The organism is Micromonospora sp. DT41 (assembly GCF_049841715.1).
GTDB classification, from domain to species: Bacteria; Actinomycetota; Actinomycetes; order Mycobacteriales; family Micromonosporaceae; genus Micromonospora; species Micromonospora profundi.
This window is the reverse complement of the sequence record NZ_JBNCKU010000002.1, coordinates 434,179-452,463: the sequence shown is the minus strand read 5'-3', so window position 1 is coordinate 452,463 and position 18,285 is coordinate 434,179. Positions and strand designations below refer to the sequence as shown.

17 protein-coding genes are annotated in these 18,285 nt (G+C 71.5%); 2 read left to right on the top strand and 15 right to left on the bottom strand.

What is annotated here, in order from left to right; translation table 11 throughout:
• Nucleotides 1-36: 36 nt before the first annotated feature.
• From ACLQ23_RS06095 to ACLQ23_RS06055, 9 genes are all read right to left on the bottom strand, one after another.
• Complete coding sequence (locus tag ACLQ23_RS06095) at nt 37-1,455, bottom strand: MmgE/PrpD family protein (RefSeq protein WP_355596527.1); 1,419 nt, start codon at nt 1,453-1,455, stop codon at nt 37-39.
• Nucleotides 1,448-2,302, bottom strand: coding sequence for a cyclase family protein (locus ACLQ23_RS06090; protein ID WP_425735929.1), 855 nt, complete (start codon nt 2,300-2,302; stop codon nt 1,448-1,450). The genes ACLQ23_RS06095 and ACLQ23_RS06090 overlap by 8 nt, the downstream gene beginning before the upstream one ends.
• Nucleotides 2,303-2,331: 29 nt before the next feature.
• Entirely contained in the window at nt 2,332-3,531 is a 1,200-nt protein-coding gene (locus tag ACLQ23_RS06085) for a CaiB/BaiF CoA transferase family protein (protein ID WP_355596529.1), read from the bottom strand.
• Nucleotides 3,532-3,629: 98 nt separating this feature from the next.
• The gene (locus ACLQ23_RS06080; protein ID WP_355596531.1) at nt 3,630-4,901 is read right to left on the bottom strand and encodes an MFS transporter; all 1,272 of its coding nucleotides are present in this window, start codon (nt 4,899-4,901) and stop codon (nt 3,630-3,632) included.
• Nucleotides 4,888-6,312: an aldehyde dehydrogenase family protein gene (locus ACLQ23_RS06075; protein ID WP_355596533.1), complete on the bottom strand. Its 1,425-nt coding sequence runs from the start codon at nt 6,310-6,312 to the stop codon at nt 4,888-4,890. Before ACLQ23_RS06075 ends, ACLQ23_RS06080 begins: the two co-directional genes overlap by 14 nt.
• Entirely contained in the window at nt 6,305-8,038 is a 1,734-nt protein-coding gene (locus tag ACLQ23_RS06070) for a thiamine pyrophosphate-dependent enzyme (RefSeq protein WP_425735930.1), read from the bottom strand. Before ACLQ23_RS06070 ends, ACLQ23_RS06075 begins: the two co-directional genes overlap by 8 nt.
• Nucleotides 8,035-9,108, bottom strand: a complete 1,074-nt coding sequence (locus ACLQ23_RS06065) for an ABC transporter substrate-binding protein (RefSeq protein ID WP_355596537.1) — start codon at nt 9,106-9,108, stop codon at nt 8,035-8,037. Before ACLQ23_RS06065 ends, ACLQ23_RS06070 begins: the two co-directional genes overlap by 4 nt.
• Nucleotides 9,109-9,221: 113 nt before the next feature.
• Nucleotides 9,222-10,094 carry an ABC transporter permease gene (locus ACLQ23_RS06060; RefSeq protein ID WP_355596539.1) on the bottom strand — a complete coding sequence of 291 codons (873 nt, stop codon included), beginning with the start codon at nt 10,092-10,094 and terminating at the stop codon, nt 9,222-9,224.
• A 21-nt stretch (nt 10,095-10,115) separates the two neighbouring features.
• Nucleotides 10,116-10,913 carry an ABC transporter ATP-binding protein gene (locus ACLQ23_RS06055; protein ID WP_355596541.1) on the bottom strand — a complete coding sequence of 266 codons (798 nt, stop codon included), beginning with the start codon at nt 10,911-10,913 and terminating at the stop codon, nt 10,116-10,118.
• Between the two features lie 173 nt (nt 10,914-11,086).
• Between ACLQ23_RS06055 and ACLQ23_RS06050 the strand changes: the two genes are divergently transcribed.
• Nucleotides 11,087-11,707 (top strand): cysteine hydrolase family protein, encoded by a 621-nt coding sequence (locus ACLQ23_RS06050; protein ID WP_355596543.1) that lies wholly within the window; start codon nt 11,087-11,089, stop codon nt 11,705-11,707.
• On the opposite strand, the gene ACLQ23_RS06045 is transcribed toward ACLQ23_RS06050, so the two are convergent.
• The 3 genes from ACLQ23_RS06045 to ACLQ23_RS06035 form a co-directional block, all read right to left on the bottom strand.
• Entirely contained in the window at nt 11,638-12,567 is a 930-nt protein-coding gene (locus ACLQ23_RS06045; RefSeq protein ID WP_425735931.1) for an IclR family transcriptional regulator, read from the bottom strand. The genes ACLQ23_RS06050 and ACLQ23_RS06045 overlap by 70 nt on opposite strands.
• A 74-nt stretch (nt 12,568-12,641) precedes the next feature.
• Complete coding sequence (locus ACLQ23_RS06040) at nt 12,642-13,841, bottom strand: FAD-dependent oxidoreductase (protein WP_355628338.1); 1,200 nt, start codon at nt 13,839-13,841, stop codon at nt 12,642-12,644.
• 2 nt (nt 13,842-13,843) lie between these two features.
• On the bottom strand, nt 13,844-14,635 hold the full coding sequence (locus tag ACLQ23_RS06035; protein WP_355596549.1) for a maleate cis-trans isomerase family protein: 792 nt from the start codon (nt 14,633-14,635) through the stop codon (nt 13,844-13,846).
• Nucleotides 14,636-14,808: 173 nt separating this feature from the next.
• On the opposite strand from ACLQ23_RS06035, the gene ACLQ23_RS06030 reads away from it, so the two are divergent.
• Nucleotides 14,809-15,642, top strand: coding sequence for a GNAT family N-acetyltransferase (locus tag ACLQ23_RS06030; RefSeq protein WP_355628341.1), 834 nt, complete (start codon nt 14,809-14,811; stop codon nt 15,640-15,642).
• 18 nt (nt 15,643-15,660) lie between these two features.
• Here the strand turns inward: ACLQ23_RS06030 and ACLQ23_RS06025 are convergent, their stop codons facing one another.
• From ACLQ23_RS06025 to ACLQ23_RS06015, 3 genes are read right to left on the bottom strand one after another with little or no spacing between them, the layout of a single operon-like run.
• Complete coding sequence (locus tag ACLQ23_RS06025; RefSeq protein ID WP_355628344.1) at nt 15,661-16,587, bottom strand: hypothetical protein; 927 nt, start codon at nt 16,585-16,587, stop codon at nt 15,661-15,663.
• Nucleotides 16,584-17,942 (bottom strand): hypothetical protein, encoded by a 1,359-nt coding sequence (locus ACLQ23_RS06020; RefSeq protein WP_355628347.1) that lies wholly within the window; start codon nt 17,940-17,942, stop codon nt 16,584-16,586. Before ACLQ23_RS06020 ends, ACLQ23_RS06025 begins: the two co-directional genes overlap by 4 nt.
• Nucleotides 17,939-18,244, bottom strand: coding sequence for a DUF6403 family protein (locus ACLQ23_RS06015; RefSeq protein ID WP_355596557.1), 306 nt, complete (start codon nt 18,242-18,244; stop codon nt 17,939-17,941). Before ACLQ23_RS06015 ends, ACLQ23_RS06020 begins: the two co-directional genes overlap by 4 nt.
• Nucleotides 18,245-18,285 lie beyond the last annotated feature (41 nt).

Sequence of the window (18,285 nt, the reverse complement as noted above, 5' to 3'; positions counted from 1 at the left end):
GCTCCTGGGTTGGCGGACAGCGAGTCGGTGCCGGCGTCAGTCGGCCTGTAGTCGGGTCAGTGGGCGCAGCACGTCGGTGACGTCGGTGACGTCGGCGAGGCCGAGCACCGCGGCCACGACCTGGTCGGCGGTGTCGGAGTCGACGCGTCCGGCGACGTTGTCCCGGAACTTCAACGCCAGTTCCGCGTCGGACAGGGGCCGTTGCGGGCCACCGCGGTTGGTCAGCACCTCCTCGCGCCAGGTCTGCCCGTCGTCGGTGCGTACCGTCACGACGGCCGGGAACTGGTGCGGGAAGATCGTGTTGCACTCGTCGTCGGGGACGACGTCGACGCGGGCCATCAGCGCCCGACGCTGCGGGTCACGGGCCAGGTCGTCGGTGAAGTCGCCCAGGCCCAGGCCCAGTCCCCCGCCGCCGAGCAGGCCGGCGACGACGGCGTACGGGCCGCTGAACTGCGCCTGGTAGCCGGTGTCCGGTGCGCGTTTGGTGGTGATCGGTTCGCCGATGGTGCGGATCACCGCTGCGGGTACCCGCAGTTCGATGTGGGTGATCCGGTCCACGGGCACGCCCGCGGCGCGCAGGGCCAGGCCGGCGTCGATGGCCGCGTGGGTGAAGTGGTTGGCGGGGTACGGCTTGAAGAAGATGTCCGGCACCGCCCACCGCTCGCCGAGGCCGTCGGTGATCTGGTCGTGGTCGGCTTCGCCGCGCAGGAAGGCGGTGAAGAAGCCGAAGCGGCCCTCCAGGACTGTGGGTGGCCCGGTGAAGCCGCGTCGGACCAGGTCGGCGGCGGTGACGGCGCTGTGGGCGGCCCAGCCGCAGTGCAGCCGCTTGACAGTGCCGCCGGTCCGGTTGGCCTCGATCACCCCGGAGGCCATGGAGGCGGTGACACCGAGGACGTCCAACAGGCCGTCCTCGTCCAGGCCCAGGAGCATGCCGGCGGCCACGGCGCCGCCCATCGCGCCGCAGATGGAGGTGGCGTGCTGGCCGTGCTCGAAGAACACCGAGTTCTTCAGGGACGGGTCGTAGCCGGCCATTCCCAGTCGTACCGTCGTCTCGATGCCGACGGCCACGGCGTTGGTGAGGGCGGCGCCGTTGGCGCCGGCGGCCTGGGCGGCGGCCAGGGCCGCCGGGACGACGGCGGCGCTGGGGTGCAGCACCGAGGGCAGGTGGGTGTCGTCGTAGTCCAGCGAGTGCGCCAGGACGCCGTTGCCGAACGCGGCCTGCGCCGCGGGCACCGCGTCGGGTAGCCCCACGACGTGAGCCTGGGGGCGTCCGCCCTGGTCGGCGACGAACTCCAGGGCGGCGCGGCTGGTGGGCAGCCGGTGCGCGCCCACGCACAGGCCGAGGATGTCCAGGACCCGTTGGCGCACGCTTGCGGCGACGCGTTCGGGCAGGGGCTCGTCGCCGGTGCGGGCGGCGAACGCGGCCAGCTGCCGGGCCAGGGTCTGCTCAGACATGGGCGACCACGGCCAGGGGGCGCACGGGTGAGCCGGTGGCGCCGAAGATGGCCAGCGGCGACAGGACGAAGAGGAACTCGTGGACGTTGTCGGCGGCCAGCTCCTCCAGCGCCATCGTCTCGATGATGTAGACGCCGCGTTCGACGAGCAGCACGCGGTGGGCGGGCAGGACGCTGTGCCCGGCGCCCGGTGGCAGGCACTCGAAGGCGATCGTGTCGGCCCCCACGGCGTGGACGCCCTGGCCGGCCAGCCAGGTGGCGCCGGCTGCGCCGACTCCTGGTACGCCTGTGGTGTGCCCGATGTAGCGGGTGCGGTCCTCGTGGTCGAACAGCCTGCCCCAGCCGCTGCGGACCAGCGCCACGTCGCCGGGGCGCAGCGGGGTGCCCTGCCGGTCGGCGGCCGTCGACAGGTCGGCGGGGGTGATCTCGTATCCGGGCTCGCAGCCGTCGGACAGGCCCAGGGCTGCGGGGACGTCGAGCAGCACGCCGCGGCGCACCATCGGGGCGATGGTGTGCGCGCCCAGGTCGGGGTAGCGGCCGCCGCGGCCGGCGTCGGCGGCGTCGGAGCCGTCGAGCAGCCGACCGTCCTGCGAGACGTGGGAGAACGCGTCGATGTGGGTGCCGACGTGGGTGCCCATGGTGATGATGTCGTTGGCGGCGGAGCCGCCGTCGGGGCGTACCGCGTCGCCGTGCCGGCGGGGCAGGGCGTGCCAGAACGGCGGATGGTTCGGCGACTGGGGCATGCCGATGGTGAGGCGGCGGCCCAGGTCGTACACCCGGACTCCCGCCTCGACGGCGGCCAGGAGCGCGGCCGTGCCGGAGTCGGTGGTGATGTTCGTTGTGGTCACGACAATCCTTAAATCGGTGGTGGCGACCGTCAGGCCACGATCTCCCGTGAGCGCAGCTCCGCGACGGCGTCGGGAGTGCAGCCGAGTTCGTTGACGAGGAGGTCGTCGGTGTCGGCGCCGAGGGGTCGGCCGGTGAAGCGGATCCGGCCCGGTGTGTCGGACATGCGCCACAGCACGTTGTGCATGAGGACCTCGCCGAGGTCGGGGTCGGGCACCTTGACGACCATCTTGGTGGCCTGGACGTGTTCGTCGGCCACGATGTCGCGGGCGGTGTAGACGGCGGCGACGGCGGCGCCGGCCTCTTCGAAGGCGCGCATGACCTCGTCGCGGGTGCGCTCGGCGATCCACCCGCCGACGTACTCGTCGAGCAGGTCGGCGTGCGCGGCGCGTTGCCGGCCGGAGGCGAACCACGGCTCGTCGATGACCTCGGGGTGACCGACGAGGCGCAGGACCCGCTCGGCGATGGACTGCGCGCTCGTGGACACGGCGACCCAGTCGCCGTCCTTGGTGCGGTAGGTGTTGCGGGGGGAGTTGTTCGTGGACCGGTTGCCGTGCCGGTGCTCGACGATGCCGAGCTGGTCGTAGACGGTGGGGCCGGGGCCGACCGCCGTCATGATCGGCTCCAGCAGGCTCATGTCGACGATCTGGCCCTTGCCGCCGTTGCGGTCGCGGGCGAACAGCGCGGCCATCGTGGCCGACGACGCGGCGATGCCGCAGATGCTGTCGGCCAGGCCGAACGCGGGAAGCGTGGGCGGGCCGTTCTCGTCGCCGGTGAGGTGGGCGAAGCCGCTCATCGCCTCGGCGAGGGTGCCGAAGCCGGGCCGGCTGGCGTACGGGCCCTGCTGGCCGAAGCCGGAGATGCGCACGATGACCAGGCCGGGGTTGACCTCGTGCAGCTTCTCGGGGCCGATCCCCCACCGTTCCAGGGTGCCGGGGCGGAAGTTCTCCACCAGCACGTCGGCGGTGGCGGCCAGGCGCAGCAGCAGGTCGGCGCCCTCGGGCGCGGACAGCTTGAGGCCGAGTGTGCGCTTGTTGCGGGAGATCTCCTTCCACCACAGCGGTACGCCGTCCTTGGCGTGGCCGTGCCCGCGCATGCTGTCGCCGGCCACGGGGTGTTCGACCTTGATGACGTCGGCACCGAAGTCGCCGAGGATCTGGCAGCACAGAGGGCCGGCCAGGATCGTCGAGGCGTCGATGACGCGGAGTCCGGTCAGCGGTCCGTCGTGCACTGGGCCTCCCCAACTCAGTCCGTTCGCTTCAAACGAACGGTGTTTCGCTCAGCAGAATAGGTTGGAATGCGGTGCGGGGTCAACGGCGACGCGCTCTGTCATCCCTGCTGGACAGGCCCGGCGGCGTCACCGCGCCGGGTCAGCCGACCGCGCAGGACCACAGCGGCGGCCACCGCGGACCCGGCCGCGACGAACGCTCCCGCAGATGCCGAGAACGTGTCGCCGAGCCAGCCGTGCAGCATCGCCGCGGCCGGCCGGATACCGAGGAAACACATCGACCACAGGGCCATCACGCGGCCACGCACCGCGTCGGACAGCCCTTCCTGCATGGTGGCGTTGACGTCGCTGACCGCGAGCAGATAGCCGGCCCCGCCCACGGCGATGCCGACGGTGGCCAGCACCGGCCCCGGGCTCACCGCCAACACCGCCATCCCGAGGGCCAGCGCGGCCACACCGACCGCGCCCGTCTTGCCGCTGCCCACAGTGCGTCGCAGCCGGCCCACGAAGACGGCGACAAGCGCCGAGCCGACGCCGAAGAACGTGATGAAGACACCCACCAGCAGGTCACCGCCGCCGAAGCTCTCGGCGAACAACGGCGACAACGTGTTGATCGGCTCCATCGCCAGGCCGATCAGGGCCACCGCCACCAGGCACCGCACCAGCACCGGCCGGTGCCGTACGTAGGCGACCCCGCCCAACACGCCCAGCCTGCCCCGCGCGCCGGCAGCCGGTTTCGGTAGCCGCACACCACGCAGCGCCAGCGCGAACGCCAGGAAGCTTGCGGCGTTGACGGCGAACGCCGTACCGGCGCCGGCCACCGCGTACGTGGCCGCCCCGGCCACCGGGCCGATGGCCCGCGACAGGTTGAACGTCAGCGAGTGCAGGGCGATCGCCTGCGGCACGTCGGCGCGGCTCACGATGTTGGGCACCAACGCCTGCGCGGCCGGACCGGTGATCGCCTGCCCCACCCCGGACAACCCGATGAACGTGAGCAGCAGACCCGGATTCAACGCGTCCAGGAAGGCCAGCAGCGCGAGCACCGCCGCTGCGGAACCGCCGAGCGTCTGCCCCACGATGATCAGCCGCCGCCGGTCGACACGGTCGGCCAACGCCCCGATCACCGGGGCGAGGACCAACTGCATGGCGAACTGCAGGGCGGTGACAAGACCCACCATGAACGCCGAGCGGGTCAGCGCGTAGATCGTCAGGATCGCCGCGACGTTCTGGAACCACGTGCCGGTGTTCGACGCCAACGACCCGAAGAAGTACGGGCCGAAGCGACGGTCCCGCAGTAACGCGAGACCGCCGCGGCCCCTCTCGTCGGCTGGCGCGTCAACCGGTGACCCGGCCGGGCGGTCAGCCTGCCGCACCAGCGCCTCCCATGCCGTACCCCTGCGGGGTGCCGCCGGTCAGCGAGGTCCACACCGACTTCGAGCGCAGGTAGAGCCGGGCCGCCTCGGTGCCGTTCTCGCGGCCGTATCCGGACAGGCCGACACCGCCGAACGGCACCAGGTCGGACATCACCCGGTAGGTGTTGATCCACACCGTGCCCGCCCGCACCTGCCCGGCGAACCGGTGTGCGCGGGCGATGTCGGCGGTCCAGATGCCCGCAGCCAGGCCGAACTCGGTGTCGTTTGCCAGCCGCAGCGCGTCGGCGTCGTCGCGGAAGGACGACACCGCGAGGACCGGCCCGAACACCTCCTCGCGCAGCAGGCGGGCATTGTCGTCCAACCTGTCGAACACCGTCGGCGCCACGTAGAAGCCGTTGCGCAGCCGCTCGGTGTCCGGCAGCGTGGCCTGCGCGACGAGCCGACCCGCGCCGCGGGACTCGGCGATGAACGCCGCCGTCTTGTCCCGCTGCACGGCGGTGATCTGCGGACCCAGGTCCGTCTCGGCGTCGAACGGGTCGCCCACCCGCAGCGCCCGTACCCGCTGGGCCACCCGGTCCAGCACGTCGTCGTAGATCGACTCGTGCAGGACCAGCCGGGAGCCGGCGATGCACATCTGCCCGCAGGAGGCGAATACGCCCAGCACCACTGCGTCCACGGCCTGGTCCAGGTCGGCGTCGGGGAAGAGGACCTGCGGCGACTTGCCCCCCAGCTCCAGCGCCACCGGGGTGAGGTTGGCCGCCGCCGACCGGGCGATCGCCTTGCCGGTGTCGTGGTGGCCGGTGAACACGATCAGGTCGACGTCCGGGTGCGACACCAGTGCCACGCCGGTCTCCCGGCCACCGGGCAGCACCCGCACCAGCCCGTCGGGCACACCCGCCTCGGCCAGCAGGCCGGCCAGCCGCAGGGCCGTCAACGGCGTCTCCTCGGCCGGCTTGAGCACGCAGGCGTTGCCGAAGGCGAGCGCCGGGGCGATCTTCTTGACCGCGAAGAAGAACGGCACGTTCCACGGGATGACACCGGCGACGACGCCGTGCGGCTCGGGCACCGTGTAGGTGTGGTACTCCGGCCCGACCGGGATGGTCTCGCCCCGTACCTGCTCGGCCCAGCCGGCGTAGTAGCGGAAGCTGTTCGCGGCCCGGATCGCCTCCCGGCGGGTGTCGCTGAGGATCTTGCCGGTGTTGCGGGTCTCGGTCTCGGCCAGCTCGTCGATGCGGGCCTCGATGAGGTCGGCGACCGCGTGCAGGATCCGGCTACGGTCGCTGCCGGTGCGGCGGGCCCACGCCGGCTGGGCGGCGCGCGCCTCCCGGACGGCGGCGTCGACCTCGGCAGGCGAGGCGGGCGCGATGTGGGTCAGGACCCGGCCGTCGATAGGCGAAACGACATCAGCCATCGGTGTTCCCTTCGTCGTGAGCCGGGCGCGCCCGGCGTGCCGGGTCCATCGACCCGGTGAGATGCTCGGGCACCCAGACGTCCAGCACGGCCGGGACGCGGTCGCGCGCCACCGCCGTACGGGCCCGGTCCAGGGCCGCGGTGAGGTCGGCCGCCCGCACCACCTGCTCCCCGTAGCAGCCCTGCGAGCGGGCGTGCGCCGCGAAGTCCGGCGACGGGGTGAGGTGGCCGCCGAGCACTGTGGGTTCGGTGACGGCCAGGCCGTCCGGGTAGTGCGCGGCAAGGGTTGTCGTGCCGGTGCGGTAGCCGCCGTTGTTGACCACCACGGTGACCACCGGCGCGTCGTGCTGCTGCTGCAACCACAGGCACGAGTCCGGCGAGCCGAACAGGTACGAGCCGTCCCCGGTGACCGCCACGGCGTGCGCGCCGCCGGCGGCCATGCTGGCGCCGGTGGCCGCCGCCACCGACCAGCCGAGGCTGGACCCGCCCTTCTCGAAGAGGGTGCCCGGCTTCGTCCGGCGGACCGGCGCGGTGTCGAACACCTCCCAGGTCAGCAGGTCGTCGGGGCGCAGGTGCCGGTCCAGGGCGGCGGCGATCAGCGCGGGCGTGGGAGCACCGGAGACCGCCGCGTTGCCACCGGCCGGTCGCGGCGCGGCGGCTGGCGGTCGTTGCCGCCGCCGGCGTACGGCGTCGGCGTCGCCCGGTCCGGCCGCGCCGACCTCGGCCAGCACGGCGGCGAGGAACGCCGCCGGGTCGGCGGTGGTACGCGCGTCGGCGCGCAGCTCGTACAGCGGGACACGACCCTCGATCGGGTCGGGCCCGGCCCAGCCGATCCACGCGTCGTCGTGGGGGCGTTCCACGGCGGGCATCCACGGCACCGGATGGTCAAGCACGATGATGACGTCGAACTCGTCAAGTGGCGCTGTGGTGTGCCACGGGTTGTCGTCGGGCAGGTTCATCCGGTAGCGGGTGGCGCGTACCTCCACGCCGAGGGTGTCGGCCAGCTCGGCCAGCAACGTCACGGCGTGCGGGTTGACGCCGACGCGGTCGGTGACGATGACGGGCCGCCGGGCGGTCGTGAGGCGGCGGGCCACCTCGCTGACCACGCCGGGGTCGCCCGGTCCCAGGGTCGGGATGCCGAGCCGTTGGGCGCTGGGGACCGGGTTGCCGACCGGGATCGGGTACCTGCCCACCTCTTCCGGCATCGCCAGGTAGACGGGGCCCCGCCGAGGCGCGAGCGCGACCTGGAGGCCACGCGCCACCACCAGTGCGGCGTCGTCGAGGGCGGACAGCTTGTAGTCCCACTTGACGTACTGCCGCACGATCGAGCCCTGGTCCCAGCGCTGCTGCTTCCAGAACACCGGCGAGTTGCGCGACTCGGCGCGGGTGGGCGGATAACCCGACATGATCATGATGGGGTGGTCGCCCCACATGGCGTTGTGGATGGCGCCGCCGTGGTGCAGCAGGCCGAGGTCGGCGTGGGCAGCGGTCATGGACGGCTGGCCGGTGACCATCGTTTCGCCCATCGCCGCGGTGAGCGCGACGTGTTCGTGGGGGCAGGTGATGATCTGCGGGGTCGGCTCGCCCTGGTGCCGGGCCTGCGCGCTTGCCTCCTGGAACGAGGTCAGCTCGGAGCCGCTGTTGAACCACAGCCGTCGCACACCGCTGGCCGCGGCCGCCGCCAGGACCGCGGAGGCGGCGCTGGCGGCGGCCGGGCCGCCCGTCACAGGTTCCTCGCGCGCTCGAGGTAGCTGCGGTTGATCAGTTTGTCGATCGGCGCAGCAGACTTCACCAGCTTGGCCTTGATGAGGCTCTCCTGACCCTTGAGCCAGGTCTGCTCGTTCATCTCCAGGGCCTTGTCCGGGCCGGCCGCCAGCCAGCTCTCCACAAGCAGCGGCAGCTCGGCACGGGCCTGGGCCGGGTCGGCCTCCGGGTTGTACTTGCGCAGGTCGTTGATGACCTGATCCCAGTTCGCTTCCTTGCTGGCGTAGTCGATCGCCTTGAGCACGCCGGCGAGGAACTTCACAGGCATGTCGCTGCCCGACTCGACCATCTTGGCGCTGGTGTTGTACGAGTCCGACGGCATCGGGGCGAAGTCGTCGGTGCTGAAGAAGACGACCTCGCCGACGTCCTTCTGGATGGTGGCCCGGTCGGTGTTGACGCAGATCCACGCGTCCACATCGCCCTTGCGGGCCAACTCGTACGCGGCGGTGCCGACACCGGTGACCGGACGCTTCACCGACGTGGGGTTGACCCCCGCGTTGATCAGCATGACGTCGAGCAGGTTCTCGGTGGCGCCGCCGGTGGAGACGATGCCGCAGGTGCGTCCGGCCAGCTCGGCGGGGTTGCGGATCGGCTTGTTCGGCAGGGACACCACCTCGAACTGCGACTTCTGCCGCACGCTGGCGATGCTGACGAACGGGGCGTCCTCGTTGGCCACCGCGATGATCGCGTTGATGCCGTTGGCCCGGGTCAGGTCGGCCGAGCCACCGAGCACCGCCTGGATGGCGGTGGCGGTGCCCTGCCCGCCCTTGATGTCCAGGCTCAGCCCGAACTCGGAGAAGAAGCCACGCTCCTTGGCGACCATCGTCTCCACGAAGCTCAGCGTCATGCCGGAGGCGGTCATGTACGAGCCGTTGAGGCTGCCGTCGGCGTTGACCTTGTCGTCGTCGCCGCCGCAGCCGGTGAGCAGCAGGGTCATGCCACCGGCGGTGGGCAGCAGGAGCCCGGCTGTGGTGCTGGCCCGAAGGAACGAACGCCGCGAGACCGGCGCGCCAATTGAACGGTCGTTTCTCATGAAGATCTCCCGGTACGGAGGAGGGGGATGAAGGTGTGCGACGGAGAAAGGCAAGGTGTGACCTGCCCGCGCCGCGTCGCGGCGCCGACCAGGGATCGGGAGGAGCGGACCTGTCAGGGGGTACGGCGTGGCTGCACGGACTCGTGCCAGGGGATCAGCAGCCGGCGGGCGCCGGTCACGATGCTGTAGAGGGTGAAGCCGAACAACGCCATGATCAGGATCGCGCCGAACAGTTTGTCGACCTGAAGGCCGTTCTGGAGGTTGACGGCGTACCGGCCGAGGCCCTTGTCACCGCCGAGGTACTCACCGACGATCGCGCCGATGGTCGCCTGGACGACCGCAAGCTCCATGCCGGCCAGGATGAACGGCATCGTGTACGGCAGGTCGGCGCGCCAGAACCGCTCCCAGCGGGACGCCTTCAGCGTCGTCATCAGGTCGTGCATCGAGCCCGGCACCGAACGGACACCGAACGAGGTGTTGATGAGCAGCGGGAAGAACGCCAGCAGCGCCGCCATGACCACCTTGGACGACGGGCCGAAGCCCAGCCAGAGGATGAACAGCGGGACCAGCGCGACCTTCGGCACCACCTGGGTGGCGACGATGAACGGTCGGGCGATGCGGTCGAACAGCGGCGACTTGCCGATCATCAGGCCGAGCCCCACGCCCAGGACGATGGCCAGCGCCAGACCCATGATGACCTCGTAGAAGGTCGTCCAGATGTGGGTCTGCCACACGAACGGGTCGGTGATCTGCTCGATGAAGGACTTGAACACCGCCTCCGGCGCCGGGAGCACGAACCGGGACAGGTCCGTGACCTCGACGTAGATCTTCCAGGCGACCAGGAACAGCGCGACGAGCAGAGGGCTGGTGTAGAAGGACAGCCAGCGGTTGTTGCGCAGTCGCTGCGACAGCGTCAGCGGCGGAGGGCGTAGCTGTTCTGCGGTAGGCGACGTCGGCGCCGGGTGGCGCTGATCTGTAGTGGTCACGTGCGACACCTCAGTTGCTGATCAGGCCGAGACGGCGGGTCGAATGTCGTTGTCCTGCTGCACCTCGCCGATCTGGCGGCGCAGCTCGGTCGCGAGGGAGCGGAACTCGGCGGACTCGGTCATCGCGAGGGTGCGCGGCCGCGGCAGCGTCACCTCGGTGATGGAGTGGATGTGACCGGGCTTGGTCCCCAGCATCACGATGCGGTCGGCCAGGAAGACGGCCTCGGAGACGGAGTGCGTCACGAAGACGACCGTCTTGCGGTTCTCCAGCCAGATGCGCTGCAACTCCGCGTTCATCATGTCGCGGGTCTGCGCGTCCAGGGCGCCGAACGGCTCGTCCATGAGCAGCACCTGGGGGTCGTGCGCGAGCGCCCGGGCGATGGAGACCCGCTGCCGCATACCGCCCGAGAGCTGGTGCGGGAGCTTGCTCGCCGCGTCGGGCAGCCCGACGAGGGCCAGCATCTCGCGGACCTTCGCCTCGCGCTCCCGGCGGCCGACGCCGGCCATCTCCAGCGGCAGGGCGACGTTGGCGCCCGTCGACCGCCACGGCATCAGCGTGGCTTCCTGGAAGACGAAGCCCAGCGGGCGGTCGGCGTTCTCCTGCCGGTCGCCGTGGTCGATTCGTACCCGCCCCACGGTCGGGCTCTCCAGCTGACCGATGATCCGCAGCAGTGTCGTCTTGCCGCAGCCGGACGGGCCCAACAGCACCACGAACTCACCGTCGGCGATGTCGAGCGAGACGTCGCTCAGCGCGAGCATCGACTGGCCACCGGCGCCGGCGAAGACCTTGCTGACGCCCTCCACTTTGATCGCACTCATGGGTACCCCTGTCACCGGCCGGTCCGTGAAATTACGCGACGCTGTTCGCTTGTGCAGTACGCCGTTCTGTTGGAGGGAACGTAAGCTATGTTCAGCGGCGAGGTCAATGGTCCGCAAGGCCCGACTCCATACGACTAGTTCCTTACTAATCGCCCAACCCCGGAGAAACCCTCATGGAACACCTGTCGCAGCGCACAGCGGTGCTGGTCATCGACATGCAGAACGACTTCTGCTCCCCCGTCGGGGCCATGGCGAAGCTCGGCGCCGACGTCAGCGTGAACACCGAGCTGGCCCGCAGGCTGCCGCGCTTCCTCGACCAGGCGCGGGCCGCGGGATGCCTGGTCATCTGGGTGCGGCAGGCCGCCCACGAGCAGCTCGTGTCACCGGCCCGGCGGGCCCGTGCCGAGGCGATGGGCCGCAGCCCGCTCAGCGTCTGCGCCGCAGGCTCCTGGGGCGCCGAACTCGCCGAGGGCCTGCGCCCCGAGCCGGGCGACTGCCACCTGGAGAAGACGCGCTACAGCGCGTTCGTCGGCACGCCCCTGCACAACCTGCTCCGCGCGCACGGACGTGACCACGTGGTGGTGGTCGGGACGGCCGCCAACGTCTGCGTGGACTCCACCATCCGCGACGCGTACATGGCCGACCTGACCACCACGATGCCGACCGACCTGGTCGGCTGGACCCGTGCGGACCTCGCCGAGGCGGCGATCCGCAACCTGGGCTTCTACTTCTGCGAGACGACGACCTCGGCCGAACTGGTCGCGGCGTGGTCCGCGACCGACCGCGTCGCCTGACGCCGGGGCGCACGCTTGCGCTGCACCGGCTCCGGCTGCGGGGCTTCCTGCGCCGCGGGGGCCTGATAGCCCAGCTCGGCGCTGACCTGGCGGGCCGCGTCGGCCACCAGCTCGCCGTACTCGACGAGCAGCTGCGCCGAGAAACGGTCCTGAGGGCCGCACAGCGACAACGACCCGTAGACCTCGCCGGAGGCCAGCCGGATCGGCGCCGCCACGCTTACCGCGCCGGCCTGCCGCTCGCCCCGGCTCACCGCGTAGCCCTGCTCACGGACCTCCCGCAGGTCGGTCCAGAGCTGCTCGACGGACGTGATGGTGGCCGCGGTGACCGAGACCAGCTCATGGGTGGCCAGGTATTCGGCGATCTCGGAATCGGGCAGGGCCGCCAGGATCGCCTTGGACGACGAGCCGGCGACAAGCGAATGACGGGAACCGAGCGTCACCGACATCCGGATCTCGTGCGGCGAGAGCACCTGGTCGGTGTAGACCCGCACCCACCCCTGCCGCATCGACAGGGTCGCGGTCTCCCCCGTGGCCTCCACCAACCGCCGCATGTGCCGGTTGGTGATCGCCTGCACGTCGATGGCACGCAGGGCGGCCAACCCGACCGCGAGAGCGCCCGGCCCGAGCCGGTAGCGCCGGGTGCCCTCGTCGAACGTGACGAACTGGTTGGCCGTCAGCTCCTTGAGGATGCGGTGGGCCACCGCCTTGGGCAGGTTCAGGACCCGGGCGACAGTCGACACCCCGATCATCTCCGGGCTGCGTTCGGCGAGGAGGTCGATCACGGCCAGAGCGCGACCCAGGCCGCTCGTCGTGTAGCGATGACCGTCCTCCGGCTCGGACGCCGGTACGCTGATCCCCATTCAGATCACCTCTCGAAGGTGCATAGGAACACGCCAGCGGTTGACCGATCTGGCTGTGGTGAACGGCCCGACGTCTAGTGCTGGATCCCGAGCATACTGACACGACGGAGGTAGTTTCGGGCGTCCTCGGGGTTGTCCGCGAGCGCCCGCAGGCGCAGCAGCCGCTCGCGGCGACCGGCCAGTTCGACACCGTCGGCCGAGGTGCGGTTCTCCGTCGTGGTCGGCTGGACGAAGCGCTCGGCGATCGACCTGCGACGTTGCGCGTACTCGCTGGTGGCCGTGTCCGGGTCCGGCTCGGCCAGCGCGATGGCTACCGCCACCGCGTCGTGGATGCCCGAGTTCAGACCCATGCCGCCGGTGGTGCTGCTCAGGTGGGCGGCGTCGCCGGCCAGCAACACCCGGCCGATCCGGAAGGACTCCGCGAGCCGCTGGTGGCTGCGGTAGGTCTGGTGCTGGCTCAGCGGCAACTCACGGGCGTCGGGCTTGCCGCCCAGCAGCAGGTCCACGGCGGCCAGGAAGGCCGGGTGCGTGCCGGACGGGGGCTCGTCGTCGACGCCGGTGCCCGTCGACAGCGCCGCACGCCAGATGTCGGGGGTTCTGATCAGCGAGAAACGGCCCTTCGGGCCGGACCAGTAGCCGACCGCGCCGAGATCGGGCACCGCGTCCTCGAAGCGGAACGGCGTGGCCACCACAAGGCTCAGCGTCGGGTACGTGAAACCGGGGAACGGAACGTCGAGCAGTTTGCGGGCGGTGCTGTGCGCGCCGTCGGCGGCCACCACCCACTGGGCGCTCACCACGCTCGGGGCGCCGTCGACGGTCACGTCCAACTCGACATGCGTGTCGTCCTGACGCAGGCCGACCACGTCGTGCCCGAACCGGATGTCGATGTTCGGCGTCTCGGCGACCGCGCGGCGCAGCAGCCGGACCAGCTTGTACTGCTCGTACTGCAACCGGAACGGGTACCGGGTCTCGCCTTCGAGCGCCTCGTAGGAGAAGCAGGCGGACTCGGTCAGCTCCAGGTCGCGGTAGTCCAGCCGGTGTACCCGGACCGCCTCCTTGAGCAGTGGGGCGGCCAGGTCGAGTTCGTCGAGCAGTTCGGTGGTCGGGGGGTGAACGGTGGAGCCGCGCCACTCCGACCGCACCTCGTCCGGGTCACGTTCGAGAACGATCACCGGGATGTCCCGGCGGGCCAGGGCGAGGGCCGTCACCATGCCCACCGGCCCGCCGCCGAGGACGACGACTGGGGCTTGCACGGCGTGACTGGTGGACGCCACGGTCACTCCTTCCCGCCGGCGACAACGCCGACGATTCCGGTCGAGGGGGTTTGGGTCAGGGTGGCGGCCAGGTGCCGCAACGCCGGGCTGGGCGACTCGCCCGCCAGGTGGGTGATCCCGGCGGTCTCCAGCAACTGCCAGGCGCCGGCGAGGTTCGACGACAGCACCGGGACGGGTGCCTGCGGCAGGACCTCGTCGAGGACGTCCAGGCTGGGTGCGCCCGTCCCGGTCAGCAGCACCGCGTGCCCGGGCGGGAAGCCGTCGTCGGCAAGCGAGCGCAGGGTCTGCAGCACTGTGTCGCGGACGGTGGTCGAGCTGAGGTCGTAGATGGCGCCCGTGCCGGGCACCGGCACCGGCGTGCCGACACTGCGGCCGTTCGCGCGCCAGAATGCCGCCGCCTGCTCGGTGAGCCAGTCCGGGTACGGCGAGATCAGGGTCAGTGACCGGACCGCGAGACGGTCGAGCACCTGCCGGACCGCGTTCGCCGCCCCGAACACCGGCGAGCCGAGGCGCCCGCTCGCCGCCTTGTCGGTGCGGTGCACGTCGCCGCGCCCCGGTCGGTAGTAGCAGCCGGTGCAGGCGACGTAGGTGGCCCGCAGGTCGAGGCCGTCGAGCGTGGCGGCGGTATCCGGCAGCAGTTCGGCGTAGCGGTCCAGCCGCTGTGCGAGTGACCCGTTCACGACCGGCAGCCGGGCGACGTGGTAGCGGACCCGCGCTGGCAGCAGGCGACGGAGTTCGGGCTCAACCGTCGGGTTGGCGGGTGGAACAATGATGCCCAGAGCTGCCTCGACCATTACCAACCACCAAATCGTTCGACTGAGCCGTACGCCGTTCTACGTACTGGAACGATAGGGGCTGTGGTGGGGTCGGTCAACCCATTGCGGCCGACGGCTCGCAGGCAGTGACCAGGCAGTCGTGGCGCCACCCGCCCACCCGCGACGCGACCGCCGTGGCAGTCTGGTCCCCCGTGACAACCGACCAGACGATGCTCGCGCTCGCCGAACAGGCCGAGGCCGAGTTCATGTTCCAGTACGAGGCGGGGGCGCCCACCGACGTCCGAGCCGCCCTCGGCATGGCCGCCACCCGGATGGGCGGCGCGGTGGTGCTCTCCATGCGACACGACCCCACCGGCTACTGGAGCAAAGCGCTCGGGTTCGGCTTCGACGAGCCGGTCAGCGCCGACCTCATCGCCGCGGTGTGCGACTTCTACCGCGCCGAGGCGACACCTGCCGCCGTCCTCCAGATCGCTCCCGACCTGCTACCTGCGGACTGGGACGACATCTGCGCGCGGGAGAACATCACCGGCGGCAGCACCTGGGTGAAGCTCGCCGCCGAGATCGGAACGCTCCGACCCGGCCACACCGACCTGCGGGTCGGCCCAGTGCCCCCGGAGCTGCACGGCCAGTGGGCGTCGGTGGTGCTGCGCTGCTTCGGCATGCCCGAGCAGCACCTCGGACCGATGCTCACCGGCGCCGTGCGCGACCCCCGCTTCCAGCCGTACGCCGCCTGGGACGGCGACGAGATGGTCGCCGCCGCCAACCTGTTCGTCCACGGCGCTGTGGGCTCGCTCAACACCGGCGCGACACTGCCGAGCCACAGGGGTCGGGGCGCGCAGTCGGCGCTGCTGACGGCCCGGGCGGCCGCCGCGGAGCGGGCCGGCTGCCGGTGGGTCGTCTCCGAGACGGGCCGACCCGACCCGGGCTCGTCCAACCCGTCGCTGACAAACATGCTCCGGGTCGGCCTCACACCGCTGTACGAGCGGCGCAACTGGGTGTGGCGGGCGGAGCCGACCGGGTCGTGAAGCCGGCCGGCGCCGCCGTCACCGACTCGCCTGCGTCGCCCGCTGGCTCAGCTCGTCGACGTGCCCGATGAGCTGGCGCACGGCTGCGTCGTCACTCGCGTCGACGGTCTCGATGCGGTCGAGCAGCCCGGCGTAGTCCGAGGTCAGCTCCAGGTACCGCCTGCCGAAGTCCTTCTCGACATCGGTGACGCCGCTGCGGCGGCGCGTCGCCGCGTACCGCTTGTCGAGGTCGATGATCTGCTGAGCCAGCACGGCCGCGCCGGCGCCCAGCGCGCTACTCGCGTCGGCGTGCTCGTCGCGCCGGTGCCGACGGGCGGCCGCGAGCCGGCCCGCCCGGCGACCCGCCACATAGATCGCAGCCGAGCCGATGACGACGGCCACGATCGCCGCCCCCGCGAGCAGGAAACGCGGCAGCGACGGGCTGATCGTGCGCGTGCCGTCGGGTACGGTGCCGGCCTTCACCAACAGGTCGTAGTTGACGGTGACGACCTTCAGCGCGTCCAGCGGGCGGTCGGTGAAACTGTCGACGCCCCGGCTGATGATGGTCTCCGCCACGACGGCCCGCCCGAAGTTCTCGTCGTCGCGCCCGGGCAGCAACGCGCAGCCCCACGTGTCGTAGTCGTCGCCGTCGGGGCTCATCACCAGCACGACGTTTCCCTCGGCGGCGCGCCTGACCTGGCGGCAGCCGTCCCGCAGGTCGGCGCCCGGCTTGAGCAGCAGTACGACGAGCCGGCGGTTGCCGATGATCCGTTCGGCCGCGGCCCGGTCCAGGTCGACGCCCGGTGCCGCGTACACCGAGGACGTGCGGACCTGACGGGCGGCCGGACCGTCGAGCACCCCGCCGGTCCACAGTGCCCAGGCGGCAAGCACCAGGCATGCCAGCACGGCGAGACCGAAGGGTGTGCTGACCAGGGCGCCGAGCCATCCTCGAAGAGACTTCTTCACGACAACCTGCCCTGTAGGTAGAGCTCGGGGCGGTAACTGGTCAGGCCCGACGTCCGGGCGCCGTCGTCCAGTTCCTCGGCCGCCTCCTTCAGCAACGACAGCACGTGATGCTCCGGCAGCTCCTCGTCCAACGCGGCACGGGCCGCTTGGAGCTTGACGATGCCTCTCGTCAACGCCGGGTTGCTACGCGCGTCGGTCAGCAGGGACATCTCGACGGCGAGCGCCGTGAGACCGGCCAGCCGGGCCGGCGCGCCGTTGCCCCGCCGGATCCCCGTGCCGTCCGGCCGGCGCAGCGACCGCACCGACAGGGCCAGGAACGTCGCCACGCAACCCGCGAACAGCCACGGCAGCACGGGCAGCGCCACCCGCAGCGGGTCGACCGGCCGGTACGGCAGCGGACGGTCGAACAGCCCCGAGTAGCGGATGTCGGTGACCCGGTTCAGGTAGACCGCGAGCACCTGGTCCTGCGAATAGTCGTACTTACTGATCCGGTCGGCGAAGTGGCCGTAGAAGCTAGCCCCGGCCACCTCAGAGAAGTCCGCCGCCGGGCCGTGGTACTCGATCCAGTTGCCGTACATCACGATGATCGGGGTGTTGGGGAACAGGCCGGTCAGTGCCGGACCGAAGCGAGGCAGGGGCTCACCGAACGGCTGCGGGGGAAGCGCCACGTACAGGGCGCCGTCCGGGAACGCGGTCTTCGCGGCCTTGTCCGGCACCGCGGTGAGGCTCGCTCCCGCGGCGGCGTGCAGGCCCTTGGCCCGCAGGTCGGCGGCGACGGCGGTCAACTCCGGGCCGCTCGGCTCGCGCCAGCGCACCACGTCCTGGTCGGCCGGGGCGGGCACCTCCCGCAGCGCGGCGATCAGTGCCACGAGCGAGCCCGTCACGTCGGCGGTGGCGAAGCTCGCACGCCAGCTCGGCAGGTCATCGGGCACGGCCCGGTAGATGCCGCCGGACACCTCGGTGCCGATCACCGTGATGGTGGCGTTGTCCACGTCGCGTACCCGGCGTTGTTCGTCCTCGTCGAGCCAGGGTGGCGCGACCAGGATGCGGACAGGGTGGTCGCCGGCCACCGCACGGACCTGCTGCTCGTCCCACCGTGCGATCGAGCCGGGCAACCGCACCACGGGACTGCCGGCCACCAGCGCTGTCATCTCCTCCACCGACGGGACGGTCGGGTCGCCTCCCCGGGGAGGCGGGCCCTTCGGGACCGTCGTCGAGTCAGCCGGCGACCGGCCGTAGCTCACGTCGGCGCCGTGCTGCTGCTGGGCACCCAGGAAGATCACCAGGACGACAACGGCGATGCCCAGAAGCGCCCAACGCAGGGCCTCGTAGCGGTGCGACCTGCGGGCCGTCACGGGTGCGCCCGCCACAACCGGTCGGCCTGCCGGGCGTGTTGCTCCGCCGTCCGGGCTGCCGAAACCCCGCCGCGGTCGGCGGCGATCAGCTCGGCGCGGGCCAGCAACTGCTCGGCCGCCGGCACCGGGTCCGGTGCCGCGTCCCGGCTGACCGTCGCGCTGTCGATGGCAGCGCGGGCGGCCGACCAGGCGGCCCGCCGTTTGCGGTCGCGTGCCCGCCGGGCGGGGACCAGTGTCGTCGCGAGCCCGGCGCCCACCAGCAGGACGCCGCCGGCCAACCAGGCGAGGAGGGTGTGGGACATGCGCTCCAACCATCGGACGAGGGGTACGGCGGTCGCGCGAC

What these genes read in the sequence shown, in the direction of transcription:
- ACLQ23_RS06095 (WP_355596527.1), bottom strand. Translation starts at nt 1,455, where the DNA reads ATGTCTGAGCAGACCCTGGCCCGGCAGCTGGCCGCGTTCGCCGCCCGC.
- ACLQ23_RS06065 (WP_355596537.1), bottom strand. Translation starts at nt 9,108, where the DNA reads ATGAGAAACGACCGTTCAATTGGCGCGCCGGTCTCGCGGCGTTCGTTC.
- ACLQ23_RS06045 (WP_425735931.1), bottom strand. Translation starts at nt 12,567, where the DNA reads ATGGGGATCAGCGTACCGGCGTCCGAGCCGGAGGACGGTCATCGCTAC.
- ACLQ23_RS06075 (WP_355596533.1), bottom strand. Translation starts at nt 6,312, where the DNA reads ATGGCTGATGTCGTTTCGCCTATCGACGGCCGGGTCCTGACCCACATC.
- ACLQ23_RS06015 (WP_355596557.1), bottom strand. Translation starts at nt 18,244, where the DNA reads ATGTCCCACACCCTCCTCGCCTGGTTGGCCGGCGGCGTCCTGCTGGTG.
- ACLQ23_RS06035 (WP_355596549.1), bottom strand. Translation starts at nt 14,635, where the DNA reads ATGGTCGAGGCAGCTCTGGGCATCATTGTTCCACCCGCCAACCCGACG.
- ACLQ23_RS06050 (WP_355596543.1), top strand. Translation starts at nt 11,087, where the DNA reads ATGGAACACCTGTCGCAGCGCACAGCGGTGCTGGTCATCGACATGCAG.
- ACLQ23_RS06055 (WP_355596541.1), bottom strand. Translation starts at nt 10,913, where the DNA reads ATGAGTGCGATCAAAGTGGAGGGCGTCAGCAAGGTCTTCGCCGGCGCC.